General features: G+C 66.0%; 20 protein-coding genes. 14 read left to right on the top strand and 6 right to left on the bottom strand.

The window, feature by feature from the left end; all coding sequences use genetic code 11:
* The 3 genes from BO221_RS50080 to BO221_RS50070 form a co-directional block, all read right to left on the bottom strand.
* Nucleotides 1–1305 (bottom strand): hypothetical protein, encoded by a 1305-nt coding sequence (locus BO221_RS50080; protein WP_073568056.1) that lies wholly within the window; start codon nucleotides 1303–1305, stop codon nucleotides 1–3.
* 141 nt (nucleotides 1306–1446) lie between these two features.
* Nucleotides 1447–2751: a hypothetical protein gene (locus BO221_RS50075; protein ID WP_073568055.1), complete on the bottom strand. Its 1305-nt coding sequence runs from the start codon at nucleotides 2749–2751 to the stop codon at nucleotides 1447–1449.
* A gap of 191 nt (nucleotides 2752–2942) precedes the next feature.
* Entirely contained in the window at nucleotides 2943–4397 is a 1455-nt protein-coding gene (locus BO221_RS50070; protein ID WP_073568054.1) for a hypothetical protein, read from the bottom strand.
* A 344-nt stretch (nucleotides 4398–4741) separates the two neighbouring features.
* Here BO221_RS50070 and BO221_RS50065 point away from each other — a divergent pair, with 344 nt between their 5' ends.
* Nucleotides 4742–5425, top strand: coding sequence for a DUF4386 domain-containing protein (locus tag BO221_RS50065; protein WP_073568053.1), 684 nt, complete (start codon nucleotides 4742–4744; stop codon nucleotides 5423–5425).
* Here BO221_RS50065 and BO221_RS50060 read toward each other — a convergent pair.
* Complete coding sequence (locus BO221_RS50060; RefSeq protein WP_233166627.1) at nucleotides 5403–6074, bottom strand: Crp/Fnr family transcriptional regulator; 672 nt, start codon at nucleotides 6072–6074, stop codon at nucleotides 5403–5405. The two genes, BO221_RS50065 and BO221_RS50060, sit on opposite strands and share 23 nt — an antisense overlap.
* Before the next feature lie 154 nt (nucleotides 6075–6228).
* On the opposite strand from BO221_RS50060, the gene BO221_RS50055 reads away from it, so the two are divergent.
* The 3 genes from BO221_RS50055 to BO221_RS50045 all read left to right on the top strand — a co-directional run bounded on the left by BO221_RS50055 (nucleotide 6229) and on the right by BO221_RS50045 (nucleotide 9077).
* Nucleotides 6229–7296 (top strand): alpha/beta fold hydrolase, encoded by a 1068-nt coding sequence (locus tag BO221_RS50055; RefSeq protein WP_073568052.1) that lies wholly within the window; start codon nucleotides 6229–6231, stop codon nucleotides 7294–7296.
* On the top strand, nucleotides 7293–8096 hold the full coding sequence (locus tag BO221_RS50050) for a MerR family transcriptional regulator (protein WP_073568051.1): 804 nt from the start codon (nucleotides 7293–7295) through the stop codon (nucleotides 8094–8096). Before BO221_RS50055 ends, BO221_RS50050 begins: the two co-directional genes overlap by 4 nt.
* Nucleotides 8097–8291: 195 nt before the next feature.
* Nucleotides 8292–9077 carry a hypothetical protein gene (locus tag BO221_RS50045; protein ID WP_073568050.1) on the top strand — a complete coding sequence of 262 codons (786 nt, stop codon included), beginning with the start codon at nucleotides 8292–8294 and terminating at the stop codon, nucleotides 9075–9077.
* A gap of 11 nt (nucleotides 9078–9088) precedes the next feature.
* On the opposite strand, the gene ppk2 is transcribed toward BO221_RS50045, so the two are convergent.
* A complete protein-coding gene (gene ppk2, locus BO221_RS50040) occupies nucleotides 9089–9889 on the bottom strand; it encodes a polyphosphate kinase 2 (protein ID WP_073568049.1) in 801 nt (266 codons plus the stop codon).
* 7 nt (nucleotides 9890–9896) lie between these two features.
* The gene (locus tag BO221_RS50035) at nucleotides 9897–10265 is read right to left on the bottom strand and encodes a co-chaperone YbbN (RefSeq protein WP_073568048.1); all 369 of its coding nucleotides are present in this window, start codon (nucleotides 10263–10265) and stop codon (nucleotides 9897–9899) included.
* Nucleotides 10266–10536: 271 nt separating this feature from the next.
* On the opposite strand from BO221_RS50035, the gene BO221_RS50030 reads away from it, so the two are divergent.
* From BO221_RS50030 to rbbA, 10 genes are all read left to right on the top strand, one after another.
* Complete coding sequence (locus BO221_RS50030) at nucleotides 10537–12351, top strand: glycoside hydrolase family 15 protein (RefSeq protein ID WP_073568047.1); 1815 nt, start codon at nucleotides 10537–10539, stop codon at nucleotides 12349–12351.
* Nucleotides 12352–12375: 24 nt separating this feature from the next.
* Nucleotides 12376–12750 carry a DUF202 domain-containing protein gene (locus BO221_RS50025; protein WP_143196158.1) on the top strand — a complete coding sequence of 125 codons (375 nt, stop codon included), beginning with the start codon at nucleotides 12376–12378 and terminating at the stop codon, nucleotides 12748–12750.
* 18 nt (nucleotides 12751–12768) lie between these two features.
* Nucleotides 12769–13827 carry a 2-hydroxyacid dehydrogenase gene (locus BO221_RS50020; RefSeq protein ID WP_073568045.1) on the top strand — a complete coding sequence of 353 codons (1059 nt, stop codon included), beginning with the start codon at nucleotides 12769–12771 and terminating at the stop codon, nucleotides 13825–13827.
* 47 nt (nucleotides 13828–13874) lie between these two features.
* Nucleotides 13875–15332: a pyruvate kinase gene (gene pyk, locus BO221_RS50015; RefSeq protein WP_073568044.1), complete on the top strand. Its 1458-nt coding sequence runs from the start codon at nucleotides 13875–13877 to the stop codon at nucleotides 15330–15332.
* A 45-nt stretch (nucleotides 15333–15377) separates the two neighbouring features.
* Nucleotides 15378–16463: a zinc-binding dehydrogenase gene (locus BO221_RS50010; protein ID WP_198956346.1), complete on the top strand. Its 1086-nt coding sequence runs from the start codon at nucleotides 15378–15380 to the stop codon at nucleotides 16461–16463.
* Between the two features lie 15 nt (nucleotides 16464–16478).
* Nucleotides 16479–17456, top strand: coding sequence for a glucokinase (locus BO221_RS50005; protein ID WP_073568042.1), 978 nt, complete (start codon nucleotides 16479–16481; stop codon nucleotides 17454–17456).
* Between the two features lie 80 nt (nucleotides 17457–17536).
* Entirely contained in the window at nucleotides 17537–18634 is a 1098-nt protein-coding gene (locus BO221_RS50000; RefSeq protein ID WP_073568041.1) for a 6-phosphofructokinase, read from the top strand.
* Nucleotides 18635–18919: 285 nt separating this feature from the next.
* Nucleotides 18920–20449 carry an efflux transporter outer membrane subunit gene (locus BO221_RS49995; protein WP_073568040.1) on the top strand — a complete coding sequence of 510 codons (1530 nt, stop codon included), beginning with the start codon at nucleotides 18920–18922 and terminating at the stop codon, nucleotides 20447–20449.
* A gap of 10 nt (nucleotides 20450–20459) precedes the next feature.
* Entirely contained in the window at nucleotides 20460–21461 is a 1002-nt protein-coding gene (locus BO221_RS49990; protein WP_233166626.1) for an HlyD family secretion protein, read from the top strand.
* Nucleotides 21462–21497: 36 nt separating this feature from the next.
* On the top strand, nucleotides 21498–24278 hold the full coding sequence (rbbA, locus tag BO221_RS49985; RefSeq protein ID WP_073568039.1) for a ribosome-associated ATPase/putative transporter RbbA: 2781 nt from the start codon (nucleotides 21498–21500) through the stop codon (nucleotides 24276–24278).

The following is a 24278-nucleotide window of genomic DNA, read 5'->3' as shown; positions in this document are numbered from 1 at the left end:
TCACACGGAACCAGATGCCGCACGCCCCTCGCCAGGAGCCGTCTCCAGAGTGGGCAGGTGCCAGAGGAGTGGCTCCCGCTCCTCCCCGGGCCTGAGGGCCGGGCTCGTCACACTCCGCGGGAGCGGGGCCACCTGGGCCTGCTCGGGGGCTGGAAGAGGGAGGAAGGTGGCCTTCCCCACCGCCAGGTGGCGCTCCAAGCGCACGTCAATCCGGACCGCGCCTCCAGGACCCGCCAGCGCCAGGGCCTGCAGGGCCGCATGGAGCAACTGGCGCGAGAGCACGTGGACGTCGGCTTCGACGCGCACCGGCTCCTGCTCGCCCAGCACCAGCTCGACCCGCTGGCGGAGCGCCTCTTCCCGGAGCAACCCGCTCAGTTCCCGCACCAACCCGGTGAGCGCGAGCGGGCGGCGCTGCCCCTCCTCCAACGAGGCCAGGGAACGCCAGACGAGCGCCCGGTGGCGGATGTCCTGGACAGTCTCCTCGGCGAGCCTCAGCAGGCGGAGGGCATACTCGAAACGGCTCACCGTGGCTTGACGGGCGGCCATCCGAAACCCCTCGAGCGAGGACTCCCTCAACCGCTCCACATCCTCGCGCAACACCCGCAACGCCTGCTCGTCCCCGGGAGCTGCCATCACCTTGCGGATGTCGCGCTCGAGCTGGCGCAAGAGCAGCTCCGCTTCGATGCCATGGGCCGCGCACATCAGCATGTCGCGAAGCCGGCGCGAGACCTCCGGCCGCCAGACCGCGGTGGTGAGGACCCCGGCCACCTTGCCCTCCGCGTCCCGGATGGGGATGCCCTGGCCGGTGTAGATATGGAAGCCACTGATGAAGTGCTCTGGCCCCACCACCTCGAAGAAGCCCCCCGTCACCAGCGGGGTCCCCAGGCCAGTGGAGCCACACACCTCCTCCGACAAAAGAGACCCCAGACCTGGCACCCGCTCGGGTCCGTGCAAGCTCTCCTCGTCCCCCAGGAGGGAGAGCGCGACCGCATTGGGGTCTCCGAGATAGACGGCATGACGCTCGGTCCCCGCGGCCCCGGAGAGGACTTCCATGTAGGGCCGGGCAGCGGTGATGAGCGCCTGCTGCTGCTCGACGAGCCGCTCGAAGTCCCGCTCCGAGAGCCGCTCCGCCTTCGCTGCCTTGGGGTTCGCCCCCAGCTCATGCGCCCGCTCCCAGGCTCGGAGCATGGGCTCGCGAAGCAGTGAGCCGTCGATGAGTCCCGTGGAGACGTAGCGGGCCCAGGCCTGCCGGGCAGATTCAGGAGACGAGGCTTGTTCTCGCGTGCCGAAGGGGTGGGTAGGCATCCGCTTCAGACCTCCAGTTCGCGCGCGAATCACGCGCCGGGCATGGGCTCAACAAGACAGGGTGACCCACTCGTGCCCCGTCCCCTCCGCGCCCTGCCCGCCCGAAGGCCCCTCATCCAGCGTTGCTCCCTCGGGACGCGCTCACACGGGGCCTGATGCCGGACGCCCCTCGCCAGGGGCCGTCTCCAGAGCGGGCAGGTGCCAGAGGAGTGGCTCCAACTCCTCCCCGGGCCCGAGGGCCGGGCTCATCACACTCCGCGGGAGCGGGGCCACCTGGGCCTGCTCGGGGGCCGGGAGGGGGAGGAAGGTGGCCTTCCCTGCCTGCTGCTGGCGCTCCAAGCGCACGTCAATCCGGACCGCGCCGCCAGGACCCGCCAGCGCCAGGGACTGCAGGGCTGCATGAAGCAACTGGCGCGAGAGCACATGGACGTCGGCTTCGACGTGCACGGGCTCCTGCTCGCCCAGCACCAGCCCGACCCGCTGGCGGAGCGCCTCTTCCCGGAGCAACCCGCTCAGTTCCCGCACCAGCTCGGTGAGCGCGACCGGGCGGCGCTGCCCCTCCTCCAACGAGGCCAGGGAACGCCAGACGAGCGCCCGGTGACGGATGTGCTGGGCGGTCTCCTCGGCGAGCCTCAGCAGGCGGAGGGCATACTCGAAACGGCTCATCCCGGCCTGACGGGCTCCAATCCGAAGCCCCTCGCGCGAGGACTCCCTCCACCGGTCCACCTCCTCGCGCAACACTCGCAACGCCTGCTCGTCCCCGGGAGCTGCCATCACCTCGCGGATGTCGCGCTCGAGCTGGCGCAGCAGCAACTCCGCCTCGATGCCATGGGCCGCGCAGATCAGCATGTCGCGCAGCCGGCGCGAGGCCGCCGGCCGCCGGACCGAGGAGCAGAGGGCCCCGGCCACCTTGCCCTCCGCGTCCCGGATGGGGATGCCCTGACAGGTGTAGATATGGAAGCCACTGATGAAGTGCTCGGGCCCCATCACCTCGAAGTAGCCCCCCGTCGCCAGCGGGCTCCCCAGGCCCGTGGGGCCACACACCTCCTCCGACAAAAGAGACCCTAGACCTGGCACCCGCTCGGGTCCGTGCAAGCTCCCCTCATCCCCCAGGACGGAGAGCACGGCCGCGTCGGCGTCGCTGAGCTGGATGGCATGGCGCTCGAGCCCCGCGGCCCAGGAGAGGACCTCCATGTAGGGCCGGGCAGCGGTGATGAACGCCTGCTGCTGCTCGACGAGCCGCTCGGTGTCCAGCACCGAGAGCCGCTCCGCCTTCGCGGCCTTGGGGTTCACCCCCAGGTCATGCGCCCGCTCCCAGGCCCGGAGCACGGGCTCGCGAAGCAGCGAGTCGGAGATGAGGCCCGTGGAGACGTAGCGGGCCCAGGCCCGCCGGGTGGATTCGGGGGTCGACGCTTGTTCCCGCGTGCCGAGGGGGTGGGTAGGCATCCGCTTCAGTCCTCCAGTCCGCACGCGAGTCACGCGCCCGGTATGAGGTTCAACAAGACAGGGAACCTCGACCGTGCCCGGCGCTCTCCGTCCCCTGCCCGCCCGAAGACCCCTCATTCAGCTTGGCGTATAGGGAAGGACTGGAGGCCTGCTGAGGGAGTGGGCAAGAGTTCTGGGCATGGACGTGGAGCTCAGTCCTTCCAGGCGCCGAGCAGCGTGAGCAGGGTCTCCGCCAGCCGGGTGTTCTGGTAGATCTCCCTCATGATCCGGATGGGCGACGAGTAGAGCGAGTCGCTGGCGAAGATCGCGGACCAATCCAGGGCATCTGGATTGATATTCGCGCCATTGACCTTCACACCGGCGTCTCGCATCACCTTCAAGAACTCCCAGGCCATGAGTCCATGACCGATCGCTCCCGGGTGGACTCCGTCGAGACCGATCAACCCGCCCTGACGGAGCCGGCCGGTCTCGTCCGCGTGGTAATACTTGGAATCGACCTTGGGGTAGATGAATTCGAAGGAACTCGGATATTGATAAGGCGGCTGGGCGTCGTTCCTCTTCCAGGCGATGTCGTGAAACGCCTTGCAGAGATCGACGATGAAGAATCTCGGCTTCCCCGCTCGCGCGTTCGCGGCCTTGACCAGGCTCTTGATGGTGTCGTTGTACCGGTGGATGCACCGATCGATGTGCAACGCATCCTGGAGGGACAGCTGGTACTTCGAGGTGTGGGCGAAATCCTCCTCGAAGGGGAAGTACGTGTAGTACTTGTAATAGATGGAGCCGTCGATCTCGTAGGTCTCGCCCACTCCCTTGGCCAGGGGGGCGATGGTCACCTCCGGCACCGTCCCCACGAAGACGCGCCAGTCGTGCGCCTTGTTGGCGGCCATGATCCGGGTGACTTCGGTCATGAGGTGTTCGTACTCCGGGGCGAAGTCGTCGGGGTGCCAGAGATTCCAGCCGAAAGAGTCACGCTCGAAATAGCCGAGCTGGTAGGGGCGATTCCTGGGATCGTTCGGGGTCTGCTGGATGCGGAGCTGAATCACCGTGGCCAGTGCGTTGTTCGCGCCCAGCCAGAGCAGCAGGTTCTCCACGCCCTCGGCCCGGGCATGATGTTCCAGCCAGCCGAGCTGGCTGATGCCATCGAGCGCCGGCTCCAGCCGCGGATTCAGTACCTTGAGCGCGGTCCGGTAGTACGAGGCATTCGGTACGCCCAGGAACTCGTCCCGGCGGCCGTTGGCGGCCCGGATGGCCTGCTTGCAGACGGCGGGCGTCACCTGCCAGGCATCGGCGACGGTGGCCCCCCAGAACGCCGCGTTGTGCCAGAAACGGTCCCCGCCGGGATAGGGCGTGTTCTCGCTGCCCTCGCCTCTTTCGTAGAAGGTCTCCGATTCGTCGAGCACATCGTTGATGGTTTGGAGAACAGTCAGCCACTCGAAGCTGCGGATGTTGCTTCCATAGCGCGCCTCCAACCGGCGCATGACGCGCTCGAGATCCACGGGCAGACCGCCGTGCGGCCAGACGGGGTAGCGATAGGGGCCGGCCTGAAGCACCTGGGCGATCAACGTCGAGTAGCACTGATCCGTCCGGGCGCTCGACAGGGAGCGGAACCCCTGCGCGAGACTGTCTCCCATGGTGAAGAGCTTCATTCCCCCCTCCTCGCGTATCGCTCCACGTTTGGAGCAGCCCACGAGCATGCCCGAGTTGGCTCGCGAGGAGAGCCGGGCCTGAAGTGCAAGAGGCTGTTCACCAGGTTGCTCTTCGTCACCCCGCCGAGCGCGCCGGCACCTGGGCCGCCGGTGGCGATGGCCCAGGCCGGCTTCTCTCCGCCATCACTCCGAGCCGCGGAGCCTGCACACCCACCGCGCCAGGTCTCGACCCGGCCACCGTAGGAAGCGCGGCTCGCATTTATTGACCCTCGTCAATGCGGGCGAGGGCGCCCCTCCCCTACTTTCCAGGCCACACCGTCGCTGAACGTTCTAGAACCCTCGAAATGAACACCACTCGCCTTCACTCCCGCACCCTGGGGATTCTCTTCATCCTTCCGTTCTTCGCCTACGGCATCGGCACCGCGCTCGTCACCTCCGTCCTGAAGGAGCCGGTGAACCTGGCCGCGGTGGCCGGTCAGAGGACTCCATTCGTCGGGGGCGCGCTGCTGCTCCTGTTGAACTCCATCATCGTCGTCGGGATTGGTGTTCTGTTCTTTCCGATACTCCGTGAGCGGAGCCCGAGCATCTCCGTCGCGTACGTCTGCACGCGGGTGATGGAGGCGGTGCTCCTCCTCGTCGGGGTGGTGTTCCTTCTGTCCATCCTGCAACTCGGAGAATCCGCCCAAGGGCAGACGACGCCGGAGCTGGTCACCCTGTTCAAACTTCTCTCGAAGGGGAACTTCTGGGCGTACCAGCTCGCGATGATCATCCTGGGGGCCGGAAGCGTGCCGTTCTTCCTGTCGCTGTACCAGTCCCGGCTGCTGCCCTCGTTCCTCCCGCTGTTGGGCGCGGTGGGCTACGGGCTTCTGGCGCTGGGGTCCGTGTTCGAGCTCTTCGGGCTGCCGTGGGGCGTCCTCTTCTCCGGGCCCGGGGGCCTGTTCGAGCTGTTCCTCGGCGGCTGGCTCATCGCCAAGGGGTTCCGGACGGTCACTCCTTCCGTCGCGGTCACTCCTTCCGTCGCGGCGTAGCCGGCTTGCCGCGCGTGGCGATGCGCTTTCGGATCCGGCTCAGCGACTCGGGCTTCACGCCGATGTAGCTGGCCAGCTGGTACTGGGGAATCCGCTGGAAGATGTCCGGCCGCGTCTTCGAGAGCTTGAGGTAGCGCTGCTCCGGGCTATCGGTGAGATAGGAAGCGAGCCGCTCCTGCTGTTCCCCCAGAACCTTCTGCATCGCCATCCGGGAGATGCTTTCGAAGCGCGGGAAGCGCCGATACAGGTCCTGCTCGCGTTGCTCGTTGCCCACCACCACCGTGGTGTCCTCCGCGCAGACCAGGAAGTGATCCGCCGGGGTCCGGTTCATCAGGCTGTGAATCGAGAGGACCCAGTCGTCCTCGGTGAAGAACCCGTTGCTCCGCTCTTCACCGTCGACGACGTAGTACTGGCGGACGCAGCCCTGGAGGACGAAGTAGGCCTCGGTGCAGACCTGGCCCGCCATGAGCAGGTGCGTGCCCTTCGGCCAGGACTTCACCACCATGCTGTCCAGGATGGCCTGGGCTTCCTCGTCCGACAGCGGTGCGATGCGGCGGAAGTAGTCGACGAGCTTCTGTTTCATGAGCGTGTTCTGGTGAGGCGGACGCACGGGCCCCAGGGTACGCGCCTCCTGGCCCAGATGCTGCATGACTATCGCACCAACACCCAGGGGCTCGGCAACCTCATCCGGGTCCGGACGTGCGGGAGCTGAGCTGGAACTCCCGCACGCGCTTGACTCTGCCCCAGGGGCAGACCTCCACCCTTCGCGCATGTCACCCAGAGACAGGTCGCGGAGGAACATCATGGTTGTAGCACTCGGAGCACTCGCCCTGCTGGTGGGCGCGGCGGTGGGCACCTGGTGGTGGATGGGGCGAGCCCTCTTCGAGCCGGGCACCGTGGAGCAAGCGTTGGCGGAGCGGGGCGAGACACTGGAGGTGCCACCCGGACAGCGAGCCGACGCCTCGAGCTGGCAGGTAGCCCCGGGCGTGCAACTGCACCACGTGGCCGTGGGCCAGGGGCGAGACCTCGTCGTCGTGCACGGCGGCCCGGGCCTGCCCCCGGCGGCTCCGTGGCGGGCGGCCGTCCTCGCCAGCGATACCCTGCGCTGGCACTTCTACGATCAGCGCGGCTGTGGTGCCTCCTCCCGTCCCCTCCTCCACGCTCCGCCTGGAGGCACGTGGCAGGCCATGCAGGAGGTGGAGGCACGGCTGGGGCTTGCCGCACAGCTCGCGGATCTGGAGCGTATCCGGCGCCTCCTCGGGCAGGAGCGCCTCACGCTGGTGGGGCACTCCTTCGGAGCGCTGGTGGCCGCGCTCTATGCGGCGGAGTGGCCGGAGCGGGTGCGGGCCCTCGTGCTGGTGGCGCCCGCGCCGCTCGTGACGATGCCCGCCGGCGACGGCGACCTGTTCACGCAGGTGCGGGCCCGGCTGGATCCGGAAGGGCAGCGCGCGCTGGAGGCATGGATGGAGCACACCTTCGACTTCCCCTCGCGCCTGAAGGAGGACGAAGCGAAGCTGGCCGGGCACTTCGCGGACTTCGGTCCCCTCTACGCCCAGGCCATACAGCGGGAGCGTCCCGAGGCGCTGCTGCCCGGCTCCGGCGCCCCCGGGGGGTGGCTTTCCCTGGGGCTCTACCTGAGCCTGGGACGCCACCACGACTGGAGTGCCTGGCTGCGCCGGGTGCGCTCCCCTACCCTCGTCATCCACGGGGCCGAGGACCTGCAGCCGCGTGCCGCCACCGCCCGTGTGGTACAAGCCCTGCCCCACGCACGGCTGGTGGAGCTCCCGGGCAGCGGACACTTCCCCTTCGAGGAGCAGCCCGAGGCCTTCGCGGCCACGCTGCGCGCCTTTCTCGCGGAGGTAGAGCATTGAGTGGACCGCTGTATGCCATCGGAGAGGTGTCGCGCATCACGGGACTGAGCGTGAAGGCGCTGCGCCTCTACCAGGAGAAGGGGCTGCTGCCTCCCTCGCACGTGGATCCTTCCTCTGGCTACCGCTACTACACCGAGCGTGACATCGCTCAGGCCCACACCCTGCGCGCGCTGCGGGACCTGCAACTGTCGCTGGAGGAGATCCGCGGGGTGCTCGCGCACCTGGAGCAGGGGTCCTCGCTCACCGAGCAACTGACGCGGGTACGCGCCCGGCTCGCCGCGGAGGCGGCCAGCGCGCAGCGGGCGGTGACGGCCCTGGACACATTGCTGCGTCAGCAGTCGCAGGCGGAGGCGTACCTGCGCGCGCCCCCGCCATTGCTCGAGCGGTGGTTGCCACCGATTCGCGCCGCCGTGCACCGCGCCCGGGGGCGCTACTCGGACGCCGCGGTGGTCTTCCCGCGCCTGCTCGCCGCGTGCGGTCCGCGGGTGGCGGGTCCACCCTTCTGCCTCTATCACGAGGCGGAGTATCGCGAGGAGGACGCGGACATCTCCTGGTGCGTGCCACTGGCTTCCGGGGCCCACCCGGAGGGCGTCCATGTGGAGGAGCTGCCCGAGGTGCAGGTGGCCACGCTCGTACATACCGGGCCGCCCGATTCGGTGGGTCCCTCCTGGGCGCGTCTCTTCGCCCACCTTCATGCGCGGGAGCGCACCCCGGCCCTCCCCCTGCGCGAGACGTTCCTGGGGGCGGGCACGACACCCGCTTCCTCGTGGCTCACCGAGCTCGCGCTGGCCTGGGAGTAGCGCCTTCCAACACCGCAGCACCTGGGTGCCGTCTCCAGGGCAACGGGGGTCTCATCCCCAAGGACCCGTTACGGCCCCGAACCCGCTCACTATCTTGCTCGCACACAGGACGAATAGACGCCCTCGTTGCGGCCTCTGCCTCGGAATCCGCGAAGGCGCGAAAACGAGGGCTCTACCTTCTGCAAGGAGCCAACGATGAAGCGCTTCAAGGCGATGGTCTCTCTTTTCGCGATGACCATGACCGGGTGTTACGCCTACTACGACCCCTATTATTACGACTACGCCTATTACGACCCATACTGGTACGGCTACGACGCCTACTACGCCTACAGTTGGGTCGATCCCTATGGCGTCTACTACTTCTCCGCCCCGGTCACGGCTCAGGTCGATGTGAACGCGGCCGCGACGGCGATCGCCGACCGGGCCAACACGTACTACACCCCTGCCGGGTGCGCGGGGGCGGTGGCCTCGGGCTCCACGGTGACCTACAACTTCAACAACTGCTCTGGCGCCTTCGGGCTGAACTCGGTCTCCGGGACCGTGCGGCTCGAGCTCTCTGATGTCAACGGCCAGCTCGTCCTCGTCGCCACCTCCACGGACCTGACCGCGGATGGACGCCCCTATATCCTCGATCTGAACGCGGTCGCCACGCGCTCGGGCACCCAGCGAGTGGTGACGATGACGTCACGCAGCCGCTCTCCAGACACGGCTGACTCCCGGAATGAGCAGATCACCATGAACTGGGAGCAGGGAAGCGGGTGCGTGACCATGAATGGCCAGGGCGGTAGCACCCGCGACGATATGACCACCACCGCGACCGTCACCAACTTCCAGCGCTGCCAGAACCAGTGCCCCTCCGCCGGCAGGGTGACGGTGGAAAGCAAGGACGGCGCCTTCACCACGGAGTTCAACGGCTCCTCGACCGTCAACGTGACCGGCCCCGACGGAGACACGAAGCGCTACGAGCTCAACTGCCCGTGATGGGTGGACGCTCAGTACCTTTCGGGTATGTGATTCTTCCCCTCGAGTGAAGCGCCATCGTCATAGGCCTCGCGCATGGAACGGCGGGGCAGCTTGACCTTCTGGCGCTTCACTTTCTTGTGGGGAATCTTGTCCAGCAGGAAGCGGATGCAGTTGAGCCGCGCCCTTTTCTTGTCGTCGGACCGCAAGATGAACCAGGGTGCATACGGCGTGTCCGTCGCGGCGAACATCATGTCACGCGCACGGGAGTAGTCGTACCAGCGCGTCCAGGACTCGATGTCCATCGGGCTCAACTTCCACTGCCGGAGGGGGTCCGAGATCCGTGCTTCGAATCTCTTCTGCTGCTCCTCCATGCCGACCTCGAGCCAGATCTTCAGCAGGAGGATTCCACTCTCGACCATGTACTTCTCGAAGACGGGGCAGCCTTTCAAGAAGCGTTTGTGCTCCTCGGGAGTGCAGAAGCCCATCACGAGCTCGACTCCCGCCCGGTTGTACCAGCTGCGGTCGAAGATCACGATCTCGCCCGCGGCGGGGAAATGGGGCACGTACCGCTGGAGGAACATCTGGGTCTTCTCCCGGTCCGAGGGCGCCGGGAGGGCCACCACGCGAAACACCCGGGGACTCACCCGCTCCGTGATGGCGCGAATCGTTCCGCCCTTGCCCGCGGCGTCCCGTCCTTCGAACACCACGATGACACGCAACCCCTTCTGCTTGACCCAATCCTGAAGCAGGCAGAGCTGGGCCTGGAGCTTGCGAAGCTCTTTCTCATAGGCTTTCCGCTTCAGGGGTTCCGTGTGAGTGATTGTCGTCATGGCTTTATCATTGCTGAGACCGAAGCTCCACGACCCGCTGGCGGACCTCGTTCATGTCCAGTGCGCGCACCTGGCGGATGAGCTCCTCGAGCTCCGCCGCCGACAGCTCTCCCGCCCGCTCGAAGAGCATGAGGCCGTCGCGGAGGGCCATCACCGTGGGAAGGGAGCGGACCGCGAACGCGTCTGCCAGCTCGGGCTCCTTTTCGATGTCGATCTTCCCGAAGCGGATGTCCGGATACTGCTCGCTGGCCTGCTCGAAGACGGGGGAGAAGGAGTGACACGGGCCACACCAGACGGCCCACCAGTGAAGGATGACGATTCCCTCCTTCGACACGATGTCCTTGAAGTCGTCCTTGCCAATTTCGATGGTCGCCATGGCTCTCACCTTGAGTCGACTCCCAGGAGAGTGCCAGTGCGGCCTCGAAGGCAGGTGAGACTGCCCTGCGGGAAGGCTGCCAGACGATTGGTGCGCCGCCAGAAGTCTCTCAGCCTGGTGCCTGCCTGGTCCAAGAGGTGAGGCTGCGTCAGGGCAAGCCCTTAGTGCAAGTTGACGCCCCGGTGGGGTCGGCCCATTTTTTTCAGGCGAAGCAGACCAGGCGCTGGAGGGCGAGAATATGTCTACGATAGAGACGACGCAAGGCAGGGAAATGCACCGGACTGGATGGGGAAGCGATACCCGGCCAGAGCCTGCTGCCCTCATCGAAGATCATGCGCTCATCGGAGATCTGTACACGGCCGCGCTCATTGCTCGAGATGGGTCCGTCAACTTTCTCTGCCTCCCGGATTTCGACTCGGATGCGTGCTTCGCGTCGCTGCTGGGAACACCCGACAACGGGCGGTGGAAGATTGCTCCGAAGGTGGCTGTACGCGACGTGCGGCGACGCTACCGCGGCAAGACCCTCATCCTGGAAACGGAGTTCGTGACGGATGAGGGCGTGGTACGGCTCGTGGACTTCATGCCCCTGCGGAAGGGATGCCCCCACCTGGTGCGGTGGGTGGAGGGGGTCCGGGGCAAGGTGACGATGCGCTCGGAGCTTCGCCCTCGATTCGCCAATGGCTACACCGTTCCCCTGGTGAGCAGGCGGGACGGGAGCTTCGCCGCCGTGGCCGGCCCGGACGCGGTCTACCTGCGCGGCGGGACCGGCGAAGCGCCACCACCGTTCGACTCGGAGTTCACCGTTCAGGCAGGCCAGCGGATTCCCTTCGTGCTCTCCTGGGCACGGCCCTACGAGGGAATCCCGGATCTGATCGACCCTGAGGCGGCCTTGCGCGAGACGGAGTCCTATTGGGAGGGGTGGGCCGCGCGGATCCGCCCGCCCAGGGAACATGAGGACGTGGTCATCCGATCGCTGATCACCCTCAAGGCATGCACCTTCCAATCCACGGGGGCGATCGTCGCAGCTCCTACGTTCGGGCTCCCGGAGACCCCGGGCGGAGAGCGCAACTGGGACTACCGGTTCTGCTGGATCCGTGACGCGGCCTTGACCTTGAACGCGTTCATGCGTGCCGGCCTCGGGGAGGAGGCGAAGGCGTTCGGTGATTGGTTGGTGAACGCCATTGGAGGCGCGCCGGGCCAGATGCAGATCATGTACGGCATCCGGGGCGAGCGGCGCCTCACCGAGGTCGAGCTGGGCTGGCTGAAAGGCTATGAAGGTGCTCGGCCCGTGCGGATCGGGAACGGTGCCTATTCGCAATTCCAGCTCGACGTCCTGGGCGAGTTCGCCTGGGTTGTCTACCTCCACGCGCAACTGGTGGGCACGTTGCCTGAACGCGGCCAGAAGGCCCTCAAGGCCATCGCGACCCAGGCTTCCAGGGTTTGGACGGAGCCAGACCATGGCATCTGGGAGATGCGGGGCCCGAAGCATTCGTTCACCGCGTCCAAGGTGGCGGCGTGGATCGCCGTCGATCGTTGGGTGCGTGCGATCGATGAGTACGCCTTGAAGGAAGACAAGGCGCCGTGGGTGAAGCTGCGGCAGACCATCTTCGATGAGGTGTGCAGCAAGGGTTACGACTCCAAGCGCAACACGTTCACGCAGTACTACGGCTCCGAGGGAGTGGACGCGAGCCTGCTCGTCATCCCGCTCTCCGGGTTCCTCCCGGCGGATGATCCCCGTGTCGTTGGAACGGTGCGGGCCATCGAGGAGGAATTGATGCCGGACGGGCTGGTGCTGCGCTACCGGACGGAGGAGAGTGTCGACGGTCTCGTCGGAGAGGAGGGAGCCTTCCTCGCCTGCTCCTTCTGGCTGGTGAATACCTACTACCTCATGGGGCGGGACGAGGACGCGCGGCGTCTCTTCGACAAGCTGTCGGGGCTCTGCAACGACGTGGGGCTGCTCGCGGAAGAGTACCTGCCCGGGGCGCGCCGGCAGATCGGCAACTTCCCCCAGGCGTTCAGCCACCTGGCGCTCGTGAACAGCGCCTACAGTCTCGAAGACGAGCGCCAAGCCACGATGTATACGTAGGCCTGAAAATCGAGCTGCTCGCGCATGGACACCTCCTCTCCGCCTTCGAGTGACAAGCCCTCCCGGCTCACGCTCGAAAACACCCACATGGCGGCGACGCGGACCCTCCTCTCGATGGTGAGGACAGGCGCGGCAATCTCGGGCGGCGGCGCGCTTGTCACAGAACTGCTCATCAAGGGGTGGCCCCGCTGGGTGGTGCTCCTCCTCTCTTCCGGCTTCGTCTTCCTGGGTTACGCACTGATGTGGTCGGCATTGAAGAAGGGCCGGAAGATGAGGGCGCAGCTCGAGCGCGAGCAGACCGGGGAGGGATTTCTCCTCCCGCTCGGAGAAGTCACGGCCTGGACGGTGGCCCTGCAGCTCCTGATCGCGACCGTGCTGGTGCTCTATCTCATCAGCTAGGGTGTTTTGAATGGAGGCATGAACATGCTCACCGCCGTCTATGACACAAAGCCTTACGACCAGGCACACCTGCTCGCGGCGGCTCCTCGGGACATCCTCCAGTGGCAGTTCTGGGATTTCCGGCTCAGCGCCGAGACCGCGCGGACCGCGAGCGGGGCACAGGCCGTCTGTGTCTTCGTGAATGACGCGGTGGATCGGCCGTGCCTGCGAACGCTCGGCGAGCTGGGCGTGAAGCTGCTCGCCCTTCGTTGTACGGGGTATAACAACGTGGATCTCCACGCCGCACGGGAGGCGGGCATCACCGTCACTCGCGTGCCCGCGTACTCCCCCTACGCCGTGGCCGAGCACGCGGTGACCCTGCTGCTGACGCTCAATCGGAAGATCCACCGCGCATTCAACCGTGTACGCGAGCAGAACTTCTCGCTGAACGGCCTGGTTGGCACCGACCTGCACGGCAAGACCGCCGGGATATTCGGCACCGGCAAGATCGGCCGCATCACCGCCCAGATCCTGCGCGGCTTCGGCATGCGCATCCTGGCCTTCGACGCGTACCCCGCGGCTGAGTGGGCGCGGCAGACGGGTGTGGAGTACGTCGACGCCAGAACCCTCGCGCGCGAGAGTGATGTCATCTCTCTCCACATTCCACTGACGCCCGAGACGCGGCACATCATCCGCGGTGAGACCCTGGCGCTGATGAAGCCGGGGGTCATCCTGATCAACGTGAGCCGTGGAGGACTGGTCGATACCACGGCGCTGATCGCCGCATTGAAGGAAGACAAGCTGGGCGGCGTGGCGCTGGACGTCTACGAGGAGGAGGAAGGCATCTTCTTCGAGGACCTGTCCGGCCAGGTGCTCCAGGACGATACGCTGGCACGGCTCCTGACGTTCCCCAAGGTCCTGGCCACCGCCCACCAGGCGTTCCTGACCCAGGAAGCACTGAATGACATCGCCCGGACGACGGTGGCGAACCTGGAGGCGCTGGCCGAGGGCCGTCCCTTCGTCGACGGTTCCGTGCTGACCGAGGGCGCGCCCCTCTTCACCAGCTCCGCGCTGGCCGAAGGTCCCACCATCCAATAGCGGAACCCGGTTTCGGGAAACCCTGTTCAGTTCGATACGGAGGCTCCATGCCACTCCCTGCTCAGAAGACCAAGATCGTCGCGACGATCGGGCCCGCTTCCGACAAGCCCGAGGTGCTCGAGCGGATGATCGCCGCCGGGTTGAACATCGCACGACTGAACTTCTCACACGGCGAGTTCACGACGCACGCCGCGACGATTGCCCGCCTCCGGGCGGCGGAGAAGACCGTGGGGCGCCCGGTCACCATCATGGCGGACCTGCCCGGTCCCAAGATGCGGCTCGGCAAGATCGACCCGGAGCCCATCAATCTCCTGGCGAACGACCGCTTCACCCTGACCACGGAGCAGATCACCGGCAACGCGAGACGCGTCTCGATGAGCTTCGAGGCGCTGCCGAAGGTGGTCAAACCCGGTGACCGCCTGTTCCTGAACGATGGACTGGTCCAGCTCGTCGTCGAGCGCGTGACGGGCAACGATGTGGAGTGCGTGGTGGCGGTGGGCGGCGAGCTTCGTTCCCGCAAGGGGCTGAACCTTCCGGGAATCCGCCTGGGAATCAGCGCCTTCACCGACCGGGACCACGCCTGCCTCAACTTCGCCCTGGAGCACGGGGTGGACGCCGTCAGCCAATCCTTCGTGGAAACGGCGGCGGACATTGGGGTCGTGCGCGAGGCGGCCGCCGCGCGTGGGAAGCAGCCCTTCATCATCGCGAAGATCGAGCGCGCCGGCGCCATCCAGCACATCGAGGAGATCCTGGACGCCGCTGACGGAATCATGGTGGCGCGCGGAGACCTGGGCGTCGAGGTGCCGATCCAGGAGGTTACCTTGATCCAGAAGCGGTTGATCTCCCTGGCGAACCTCGCGGGCAAGCCGGTCATCACCGCCACGCAGATGCTCGAGTCCATGGTGTCCAGCCGCCTCCCGACGCGCGCGGAGGCCACGGATGTGGCCAATGCGATCCTCGACGGCACCGACTGCGTCATGCTGTCCGCCGAGTCGGCCATGGGCCTCTATCCGGTGGAGGCCGTCGCGATGCTCGCGAGCATCGCGGCCGCGACCGAGGCGAAGCGCCCGGCCAGGCGGCTCGTCCACCTGCGGGAGCTCTCTCCCGAGTACAAGCCGACGACGGCGGCGGAGGCCGTTGCGTCGGTCGTGGAAGACGCGCTGGAGACCGCCCCATGCGCGGCGGTGGTGGTGCCGACGCAGAGTGGGACGACCGCCCGGATGATCTCCCGGTTCAAGCCAGCGGTGTGGGTGGTCGCGGCGAGCAGCGACCCTGAGGTCTGCCGTGGCCTGGCATTCTCGTACGGAGTGCTGGCCGTCCTGCAGCCTGACGAGCCGGCGGACTGGCGAAGGTTTTCGTTGGACTGGGTCCGCCGGCAGCAGGTCCCAGGACCGCTGGTCATGCTCGTCTCGGGTCCCTCGAAGAGCGACCCGCGGGCGAACTACCGCCTCGAGTTCATCAATACCGGCGAGCGGGACTCCGCTCCCGGGCTGGAAGCTCCGTGATGATGTCCCTGGTTTGACCGAGAACTCTTCGGGGAGGCACGAGCGATGGCACAAGCAGCCGCCAGGCAACGAGAAGAAGTGATGCGGGGCGTGATCCTTCCCGGCAACAGGACGGTGGAGTTCAAGGAGTTCCCCGTCCCCCAGCCGCAGCACGGGCAGGTGCTGGTCAAGATCATGGCCTCGGCCATCTGCGGAAGCGACATCCGCGCCATCTATCGGGCTCACATCGGAGAAGGGGCCGAGCGTTACATCCCCGGCATGATCGCGGGACACGAGCCGTGCGGGCAGATCGCCGCGGTCGGACCGGGTTGTCAGGCGCTGAAGGTCGGCGATCGCGTGTCCGTCTACCATATCAGCGGCTGTGGGGTCTGCGACGACTGCCGCCACGGCTATCAAATCAGTTGCACCAGCCCGGTGCGGGCGGCGTATGGCTGGCAAAGGCATGGAGGCCATGCGCCGTGGATGCTGGCGGACGAGCGCGACTGCATCCCGCTGCCCGCGAGTCTGTCATACGTTGACGGCGCCATGTGCGCTTGCGGTGTCGGTACCGCATGGGAGTCCCTGACGCGCATTGGCGTCAACGGTGGGGACGCCCTGCTGGTGACGGGCCTGGGGCCGGTGGGCATGGGCGTCGCGATGCTGGGCAAGGCGTTGGGCGCCAACAAGGTCATCGGAACGGAAATGTCGCCGGTGCGGCGAAAGCTGGCCATGGACCTTGGCCTGGTCGACGAGGCCCTGGACGTGGATGACAGAACGCTGTCCCGGATCAAGGACCTCACACGCGGGCGGGGATGCGAGGCCAGCATCGATTGCTCGGGGACCGCGGGGGGGAGGCTGCTGGCCTTGCAAGCCACCCGGCAGTGGGGACGATGCGCGTTCGTCGGTGAAGGCGGCAAGATCGAGTTCGACGTCTCGCCATTGCTGATTCATCCGCAGATCACCCTGTTCGGGTCCTGGGTGACCTCGCTCAGGCACATGAGCGATCTCCTGGACCGCCTCGACCGATGGGGGCTGCATCCGGAGAAGATCTGCACCACCCGCTTGCCGCTGAGCGAGGCGGCACGTGGCTACAAGATGGCCGACCAGGGCGAGGCCGCCAAGGTGTGCTTCGTTTTCGACGGCGGAGTTTGAGAGGAGTCACGCCGCATGCTGGTACTTGCCGGAGATGTAGGCGGAACGAAGACCGCGCTTGCCTTGGCGCAAGGCGGGCTCATCATCGAACGGCGCGTCTATCCGAGCGCCGCGTACGCGAGCCTCGAGGCATTGGTGAGCGAGTTCCTGGGCCAGCGGGGCCGGGAAATCTCGCGGGCGTGCTTTGGCATCGCCGGCCCGGTGAGCGAGGACAGCTGCCGGACCACCAACCTGCGCTGGGTCGTCGAGGCGAGGAGCCTCGAGCGCACCCTCGGGATACCGCGCGTCACCCTGGTCAATGATTTCCATGCCCTGGCCATTGGGATCACCGTTCTGCCCGCATCCGACCTCGCCGTCCTGAACGACTCACCGTCGGATCCCAAGGGGCCGTGGGCGTTGATCGGCGCCGGGACCGGGCTCGGAGAGGCGATCGTCGTCCACACGGGGAACGGCTACGAGGTGCTCGCCTCCGAAGGCGGCCACACGGACTTCGCGCCGCGAAACGAGTTGGAGATCGAGCTGTTGAGGTTCCTGTTGAAGAGCCACGCGCGCGTCTCCTATGAGCGGGTCGTCTGCGGGCGCGGCCTGGTGGCACTCTACGAATTCATGCGGGGCCGCTCTCCGGGGGCCGAGTCCCGCATGGTGCGCGAGGAGATCGCCGGCGCGTCCGGCGACGCCGCCCCGATCATCTCCCGCCACGGGCTCGCCGGCGACGATCCGCTCTGCGCTCAGGCGCTATCGCTGTTCGTCTCCATCTACGGCGCGGAAGCGGGGAATCTCGCGCTCAAGGTCGTGGCACGCGGAGGGGTCTTCATCGCGGGAGGCATCGCCCCGAAGATCCTGCCCAAACTCCTCGACGGGACCTTCCGTTCCTCTTTTGTCGCCAAGGGCCGGCTCAGCCCCCTGCTCGAGACGACACCGGTGAAGGTCGTGCTCAACAGCGACGCTGGACTGCTCGGCGCGGCAGCGCTGGCGGCCCGCCTTGCCCTTTAGCGCCGGCAGGCCCCTTCCTTGTTCAAGGTGGGGACGATGGCCAACATGAACAGCGGTTGAAATAAAGGGGATGCACGGTCATGCTTGACCCCAAGAAAATCAAGCGAATCGCAATCAATACCGGCGGCGGCGACGCGCCAGGTCTCAACGCCGTCATCCGGGCGGCCACCCTGGCGGCGATCGAACGTGGCTGGGAGGTCTACGGCATCCGCCACGGCTACCGCGGCCTCCTCGACACCCGGGAGCTCATCCCGCTGACCCGCGAGACCGTGCGCGGTATCACGCACCTCGGTGGCACCATCCTGGGCACCGCCAACAAGGGCAACCCCTTCGAGTACCCCATCCAGACGCCCGAGGGCGTCCGGCTCACCGACATCTCCGACAAGGTGGTCGAGAACTTTCGTGCGAAGCAACTCGACGCCCTCATCTGCATCGGTGGCGACGGCTCGATGCGCCTCGCGCAGAAGTTCATCAAGAAGGGCATTCCCATCGTCGGAGTGCCGAAGACCATCGACAACGACCTCTCGGGCACGGTGACGACGTTCGGTTTTGACACCGCGGTGAGCACGGCGACCGATGCCATCGACAAGGTGCACTCCACCGCGGAGGCACACGAGCGGGTGATGGTCGTCGAGGTGATGGGCCGGTACGCGGGCTGGATCGCGCTGGCTTCGGGCGTCGCCGGGACCGCCGATGTCATCCTCATGCCGGAGATCCCATTCGATCTCGAGAAGGTCTGCGAGAAGGTCATGCAGCGCGAGCGCGCCGGCCGCACCTTCTCCATCGTGGTGGTCGCCGAGGGAGCCACACCCAAGGGTGGACAGTTGATGGTCCGCGGGCCCAAGGAAGCCGGCCGTGAGGTCCTGCTCGGTGGCATTGGCCAGTATGTCGCCGACGAAATCACGCGAAGGACGGGCAAGGAGACGCGCAGCCTGGTGCTCGGGCACTTGCAGCGCGGCGGCGGCCCCACGACCTTCGATCGCCTGATCGCCTTGCGCTTCGGCGCCGCGGCGGTGCGCACCCTCGCGGAGGGGCAGGTCGATGTGATGGTCGTGCTCGATCCTCCCACGGTGAGGACCATCCCACTGGCTTCGGCCATCGAACGAATGAGAGCCGTGCCGCTCGACAGCGACACCGTTCTCACCGCGCGCGCGTTGGGAATCAACCTGGGCGACTGAGCCCCTGGCCAAACGGAAGCCTGCAACGCTTTTGCGTATTTGGAGATTCAGGACACCCGCCTGGTCAAGCGTGGCGGGTTGTGGACACAACCTCGGGCCGGGAGAAACGGGTTCTTGCTCGCACGCGCGGTTAAGGGCAAAGGTCGCTGCGGGGGGGAAGGTCAGACAGCTCCGGGCGCGCTCGTTGACACGCCCACCCTTCTCCCGCCACAGGGGGATTCAGGTATGAGTGGTCATGACGGTGCCAGGCGGGCGAAATCCAGAGGGGGTCCCTCTTTCCTTGGCATGGCGCCACTGCTCGTCGTCGTCGTTGCGCTCGGCGGGTGTACCACCGTGGGGCCCGATTTCACGCGGCCAGAAGTCTCACTGACCGAGAACTGGGGTGCGAAAGGCGATCCGCGGGTCGCTGCCCAGACCGCCACCGACAGTCAGTGGTGGAAGGCTTTCAACGATCCGGCACTCAATCGCCTGGTCGAGCTCGCCAACCAGCAGAATCTGCCCTTGCAGGTCGCTGGCCTGAGAATCGTGGAGGCGCGTGCGCGGTTGGGGGTCGCCACCGGCCAGCAGTATCCGCAGGTGCAGGCGGCCTTCGGCAACGTGACAGCGCAGGGAATCAGCAAGAACGCCGCCAATGTGTCCGGGCTCGACACCCATTTCGTCAATTATGAGTTGGGGTTCGATGCGGTCTGGGAGCTGGATTTCTGGGGCAGATACAGACGGGGCGTGGAAGCGGAAAGCGACATCGTCCTCGCGTCGGTCGCTGACTACTACTCCGCACTCGTCTCGCTGACGGCGGAGGTCGCGCGAACCTATACCGTGATTCGGACCTTCGAGGTGCTCATCGGGCAGGCTCGCGAAAACGAAAGAATTCAGCAAGAGGGCCTGCAGATCGCCGAATCGCGCTTTCGCAACGGCGCGACCTCGGAGCTCGATGTGACCCAGGCCACCACCCTCCTGGAAAGTACCCGGGCGTCCATCCCCGTGCTCCAGACCGGGCTGCAACAAGCCCGCAATGCCTTGAGCACCCTGCTGGGACAGCCACCGGGCATGGTCGAGGAACTGCTCGCGGGACCCCAGGAGATTCCGCAGGCGCCCACCCTTGTCGCCGTCGGCGTGCCCGCGGAGATACTGCGGCGGCGTCCCGATATCCGCGCCGCCGAGCTCTTCGCCGCCGCGCAGTGTGCCCGAATCGGCGTCGCCAAGGCGGAACTCTATCCGTCGTTTACCCTGTTCGGCACGATCGGTCTTCAAGCGACCAGCGGCGCGGGCACATCCTTCAATCTGGGTGACAGCTTGTTCTACTCCCTGGGTCCTCGGATTCGTTGGCCCTTCTTCAATTACGGACGCATCAAGAACACCGTGCGCGTCGAGGACGCACGCTTCCAGCAATTGCTCGTGGGCTACCGCAATGCCGTGCTCCAGGCGGCTCAGGAGGTGGAGAACTCCCTGGCCGGCTACCTCAACGCGCAGGAGACCGTGGTCTTCGAGCAACGGGCCGTGAATGCCGCCCAGAGGTCGGTGGAGCTCTCCTTCGTGCAATACCGGGAAGGCGCGGTGGACTACCAGCGCGTGCTCGACGCGCAGCGCTCACTCTTGCAGCAGCAGAACAACCTGGCGCAGGCGCGTTCCTCGGTCGCGACCAGCTTGATAGCCCTCTACAAAGCGTTGGGCGGAGGTTGGGAGTCGCGCCAGGACCAACCCATCGTCACCGAGCCCACGCTGGACGAGATGAAGAAACGGACCAACTGGGGCGAGATGCTCACGCAGCCAAGCGCGCCCGAAACCAAGCAGTCTCCCGAGCCCGCGAAGCACTAAGGGGTCGAACGTGTCCAAGATTTTCTCGAAGAAGGGTTTCAAGTGGATCCTGGTGGTGGCCGTGGTCGCGGTGGCCGCGCTCTTGGGCTTCCGGTATTGGAAGGGGAAGCAATCCGCGTTGCCAGAGGGGATCGCCTCGGGGAACGGCCGGCTGGAGGCGAAGCTCGTCGACGTAGCCGCCAAGGAACCGCTGAGGGTCCTCGAGCTCCTGGTGGACGAGGGAGCCATCGTGCAACCCGGACAGGTGTTGGGTCGGCTGGACACCACCACCCTTCAGGCGCAACTGACCGAGGCCAACGAGAGCATCGCGGCCGCCGAGGAAAAACTGGCGTTCTCCAAGGCCTCCATCGTCAAGCAGAAGAGCGAGATCGAGCTCGCCGAGATTGAGCTCGAACGTTCCCGTCGATTGGTCAAGGATGGCGCAGGCTCGCAGCGGGAGTTCGATGTCCGCAACGCGAAGGTGGAGACGGCCAAGGCCAGCCTCGCGGAAGCGGAAGCGATGCTGCAGACCTCCAAGCAGCAGGTGGAGGTAGCCCGGGCAAACGCGGCGACGATCCAGACGCGCATCGACGACGCGACGCTGAAGTCCCCCGTTCTCGGGAGAGTCCTCTATCGCCTGGCCGAGCCCGGGGAGGTTCTCGCCGCCGGCGGAAAGGCGCTGACGCTGGTGAATCTGGAGGACGTCTATATGGAGATATTCCTCCCTTCGGAACAAGCGGCCCGCGTGGCGATTGGGGCCGAAGGGCGGATCACCCTGGACCACGCTCCCGACCGCTCCATTCCCGGACAAGTCAGTTTCGTGTCCCCGGAAGCCCAGTTCACTCCCAAGCAGGTCGAGACGCGCAGCGAGCGCGAGAAGCTGATGTTCCGCGTCAAGATTCAGGTGCCCAAGGAACTGGCGAGCCAATACGTCGAGAGCGTCAAGACAGGCGTTCGAGGTGTCGGCTATGTCAAGACCGACTCCTCCGCGCGCTGGCCTGGCTGGCTCCAGAATGTCGTCGCGTCCCGGTAGTGAGCGCCATCCGTTGAGCAGCCCGGAGACTCATCCATGGTCTCATCCGTGTCTTCCGCCGGAGCGAGCGGCAAGCCAGTTGTTTCCGTCAAGGACGTGACCCACCGCTATGGCAAGGTCGTTGCGCTCAATGGAATCTCCCTCGATATCCCCAGCGGCATCATGGCGGGAATCGTGGGCTCCGATGGCGTCGGCAAGTCGACGCTCATGGCGCTGATCGCCGGCTCCAAGGAGATCCAGGACGGGAGTGTCATGGTCCTCGATGGGGACATGCGGGACGTGCGGCATCGGCGCGCCATTGGCCCGAGGGTCGCCTACATGCCGCAGGGCCTTGGAAAGAATCTCTATCTCGAACTGAGCGTCTACGACAACGTCGACTTCATGGCGCGTTTGTTCGGGTTGTCGGCCCAGGAGCGTCAGAGCAAGATCAACGAGCTGCTCGCCGCCACCGGGCTCGACCCATTTCCGGATCGCCCGGCCGGCAAACTCTCGGGCGGAATGAAGCAGAAGGTGGGGCTCTGCGGCGCTCTGGTCCACGAGCCGGACCTCCTCATTCTCGACGAGCCCACCACGGGCGTGGATCCGCTCTCCAGGCGCCAGTTCTGGACGCTCATCGACGAGATCCGGGCGGGACGCCCCAGCATGAGCGTCCTCATATCCACCGCCTACATGGACGAGGCGCAGAACTGGGACTGGATCGTGGCCATGGACGCCGGGCGCGTGCTGGCAACGGGGTCTCCCGCCGAGCTGATGGAGCGGACGGGCACGAAGGATCTGGAGCGATGCTTCATCGCCCTGCTTCCGGAAGAGATGCGGCGGGGGCATACGGAGCTGTCGATTCCGCCCCGGGTCTCGGGCACGTCCGAGATTGCCATCGAAGCCAATGGCTTGACGATGCGCTTTGGCAACTTCACCGCGGTGGACCATGTCACCCTGGCGATCGAGCGCGGCGAGATCTTCGGCTTCCTCGGCTCCAACGGCTGCGGAAAGTCGACGACCATGAAGATGCTGACCGGGCTCCTGCCGCCCACCGAGGGAAGCGCGAAGCTCTTCGGCAGCTCGGTCGAAGCCGGCAGCATGGAGGTGCGCGAAAACCTCGGATACATGACGCAGGCCTTCTCTCTCTACGGCGAGCTGAGCGTCAACCAGAACCTCGCCTTGCATGCGCGCCTGTATCACATCGAGCCCGAGAAGGCGAAAGCCCGCATCGATGAGTTGACCGAGAGGTTCGGGCTGCGCTCGCACCTCGATGCGTTGGCCGACGACCTGCCCATGGGCTTGCGCCAGCGGCTTTCCCTGGCCGTCGCCGTTCTGCACGAGCCCCAGATATTGATCCTGGATGAACCGACCTCGGGCGTCGATCCCGTCGCTCGGGACAGCTTCTGGGAGCTGCTGATCGATCTCTCGCGCAAGCAGGGCGTGACCATCTTCGTGACGACGCACTTCATGAATGAAGGGATGCGCTGCGACCGCATCTCCCTCATGAACGCGGGAAGGGTGCTGGCCTGTGACGCGCCACAGAAGCTGATCGAAGCACGGAACGCCTCCAGCCTGGAGGAGGCCTTCATCGGCTACATGGAAGATGCGATTGCCGACGCCGCGTCACGCCGCGGAGCTCCCGTCCAGGAAACAGCGGTGGAGAAGGCGGGTACCCCCTCAGCACCTCCGCCGGTGCAGTCCGGCCTCCGGCTGCGGGTTGGCCGGATGCTCGCGTATTCCCGCAACGAGACGATGCAGATCCTTCGCGATCCCATTCGATTGACGTTTGCCTTCCTGGGGTCCGCGCTGTTGATGCTGGTCTTCGGATTTGGGATCACCACCGATGTCGAGCGCATCCGCTATTCATGGCTCGACCTCGACCAGTCTCCCGATAGCCGGATGTATCTCGAGCAATTCGCCGGTTCGGGCCGGTTCTTTTCCCCTACCCCGCCGGCCTACTCGGACGAGGAAGCCTTCAGACGCCTGCAATCGGATGACATCTCGGTCGTCCTGGAGATCCCACCCAACTTCGGCAGGGACTTCCGCCGCGGCGTCGGGCCGGAGATCATGGCTCAGGTGGACGGTGCCATGACCTTCCGCGGCGATACGGTCGAGCAGTACGTCCAGGGGGTGCACAATACCGCGCTGAGCGATCCCGCCAGTGGTCTGCAGACGGCCACACCCCAGAAAGGCCAGGCGGGCATCGAAGAGCGGTACATGTACAACCCGACGTTCCAGAGCATCTACTCCATCGTGCCGAGCGTTCCGGCGCTGCTGCTGCTCTTGATACCGGCGATTCTCATGGCGGTCAGCATCGTGCGTGAGAAGGAGCTGGGCTCGATGATCAATTTCTATGTCACCCCGACCGGCAGGTTCGAGTACCTGCTGGGGAAGCAGCTTCCCTATATCGCGATCGGGATGATCAACTTCCTCATCCTGACCCTCCTGGCGCTGATCGTGTTTCGTGTCCCCATCAAGGGCAGTTTCTTGATGTTGATGCTCTGCACGTTGCTGTACGTCACGGCGACCACGGGCCTCGGGATGATCACGTCGATATTCACGAGCAGCCAGGTCGCGGCCGTCTTCGTGACGGCCATTCTCACCATCGTGCCGACGATCCAGTTCTCCGGGCTGCTGCAGCCCGTCTCGACGCTCGAGGGAAGCGCCGGGTTCATCGGCTCGATCTGGCCGGCCTCCTACTACATGCACACGAGTGTGGGTGCCTATACCAAGGGCCTCGGCGCGTCCCTCTTGCTAGGGGACATTGCCTTCCTGGCCTGCTGCATTCCAATCTTCTGGGCGATCAGTGTCGCTGGCCTGAGAAAGCAGGAGAAGTAG

Origin of the sequence: Archangium sp. Cb G35, from assembly GCF_001896145.1 — a bacterium.
In the GTDB taxonomy this organism is placed as follows: domain Bacteria; phylum Myxococcota; class Myxococcia; order Myxococcales; family Myxococcaceae; genus Archangium; species Archangium violaceum.
Note: the sequence above shows the minus strand (reverse complement) of the source record. Positions and strands in the feature narration are given on the sequence as shown.

Excerpts from the sequence above, each read along its gene's own strand:
- BO221_RS50055 (WP_073568052.1), top strand. The coding sequence starts at position 6,229 with ATGGTTGTAGCACTCGGAGCACTCGCCCTGCTGGTGGGCGCGGCGGTG.
- BO221_RS50070 (WP_073568054.1), bottom strand. The coding sequence starts at position 4,397 with ATGAAGCTCTTCACCATGGGAGACAGTCTCGCGCAGGGGTTCCGCTCC.
- BO221_RS50035 (WP_073568048.1), bottom strand. The coding sequence starts at position 10,265 with ATGGCGACCATCGAAATTGGCAAGGACGACTTCAAGGACATCGTGTCG.
- BO221_RS50030 (WP_073568047.1), top strand. The coding sequence starts at position 10,537 with ATGCACCGGACTGGATGGGGAAGCGATACCCGGCCAGAGCCTGCTGCC.
- pyk (WP_073568044.1), top strand. The coding sequence starts at position 13,875 with ATGCCACTCCCTGCTCAGAAGACCAAGATCGTCGCGACGATCGGGCCC.
- BO221_RS50020 (WP_073568045.1), top strand. The coding sequence starts at position 12,769 with ATGAACATGCTCACCGCCGTCTATGACACAAAGCCTTACGACCAGGCA.
- BO221_RS49995 (WP_073568040.1), top strand. The coding sequence starts at position 18,920 with ATGGCGCCACTGCTCGTCGTCGTCGTTGCGCTCGGCGGGTGTACCACC.
- ppk2 (WP_073568049.1), bottom strand. The coding sequence starts at position 9,889 with ATGACGACAATCACTCACACGGAACCCCTGAAGCGGAAAGCCTATGAG.
- BO221_RS50065 (WP_073568053.1), top strand. The coding sequence starts at position 4,742 with ATGAACACCACTCGCCTTCACTCCCGCACCCTGGGGATTCTCTTCATC.
- BO221_RS50010 (WP_198956346.1), top strand. The coding sequence starts at position 15,378 with ATGGCACAAGCAGCCGCCAGGCAACGAGAAGAAGTGATGCGGGGCGTG.
- BO221_RS50060 (WP_233166627.1), bottom strand. The coding sequence starts at position 6,074 with ATGCAGCATCTGGGCCAGGAGGCGCGTACCCTGGGGCCCGTGCGTCCG.
- BO221_RS50075 (WP_073568055.1), bottom strand. The coding sequence starts at position 2,751 with ATGCCTACCCACCCCCTCGGCACGCGGGAACAAGCGTCGACCCCCGAA.
- rbbA (WP_073568039.1), top strand. The coding sequence starts at position 21,498 with ATGGTCTCATCCGTGTCTTCCGCCGGAGCGAGCGGCAAGCCAGTTGTT.
- BO221_RS50080 (WP_073568056.1), bottom strand. The coding sequence starts at position 1,305 with ATGCCTACCCACCCCTTCGGCACGCGAGAACAAGCCTCGTCTCCTGAA.
- BO221_RS50025 (WP_143196158.1), top strand. The coding sequence starts at position 12,376 with ATGGACACCTCCTCTCCGCCTTCGAGTGACAAGCCCTCCCGGCTCACG.
- BO221_RS50000 (WP_073568041.1), top strand. The coding sequence starts at position 17,537 with ATGCTTGACCCCAAGAAAATCAAGCGAATCGCAATCAATACCGGCGGC.
- BO221_RS50005 (WP_073568042.1), top strand. The coding sequence starts at position 16,479 with ATGCTGGTACTTGCCGGAGATGTAGGCGGAACGAAGACCGCGCTTGCC.
- BO221_RS50045 (WP_073568050.1), top strand. The coding sequence starts at position 8,292 with ATGAAGCGCTTCAAGGCGATGGTCTCTCTTTTCGCGATGACCATGACC.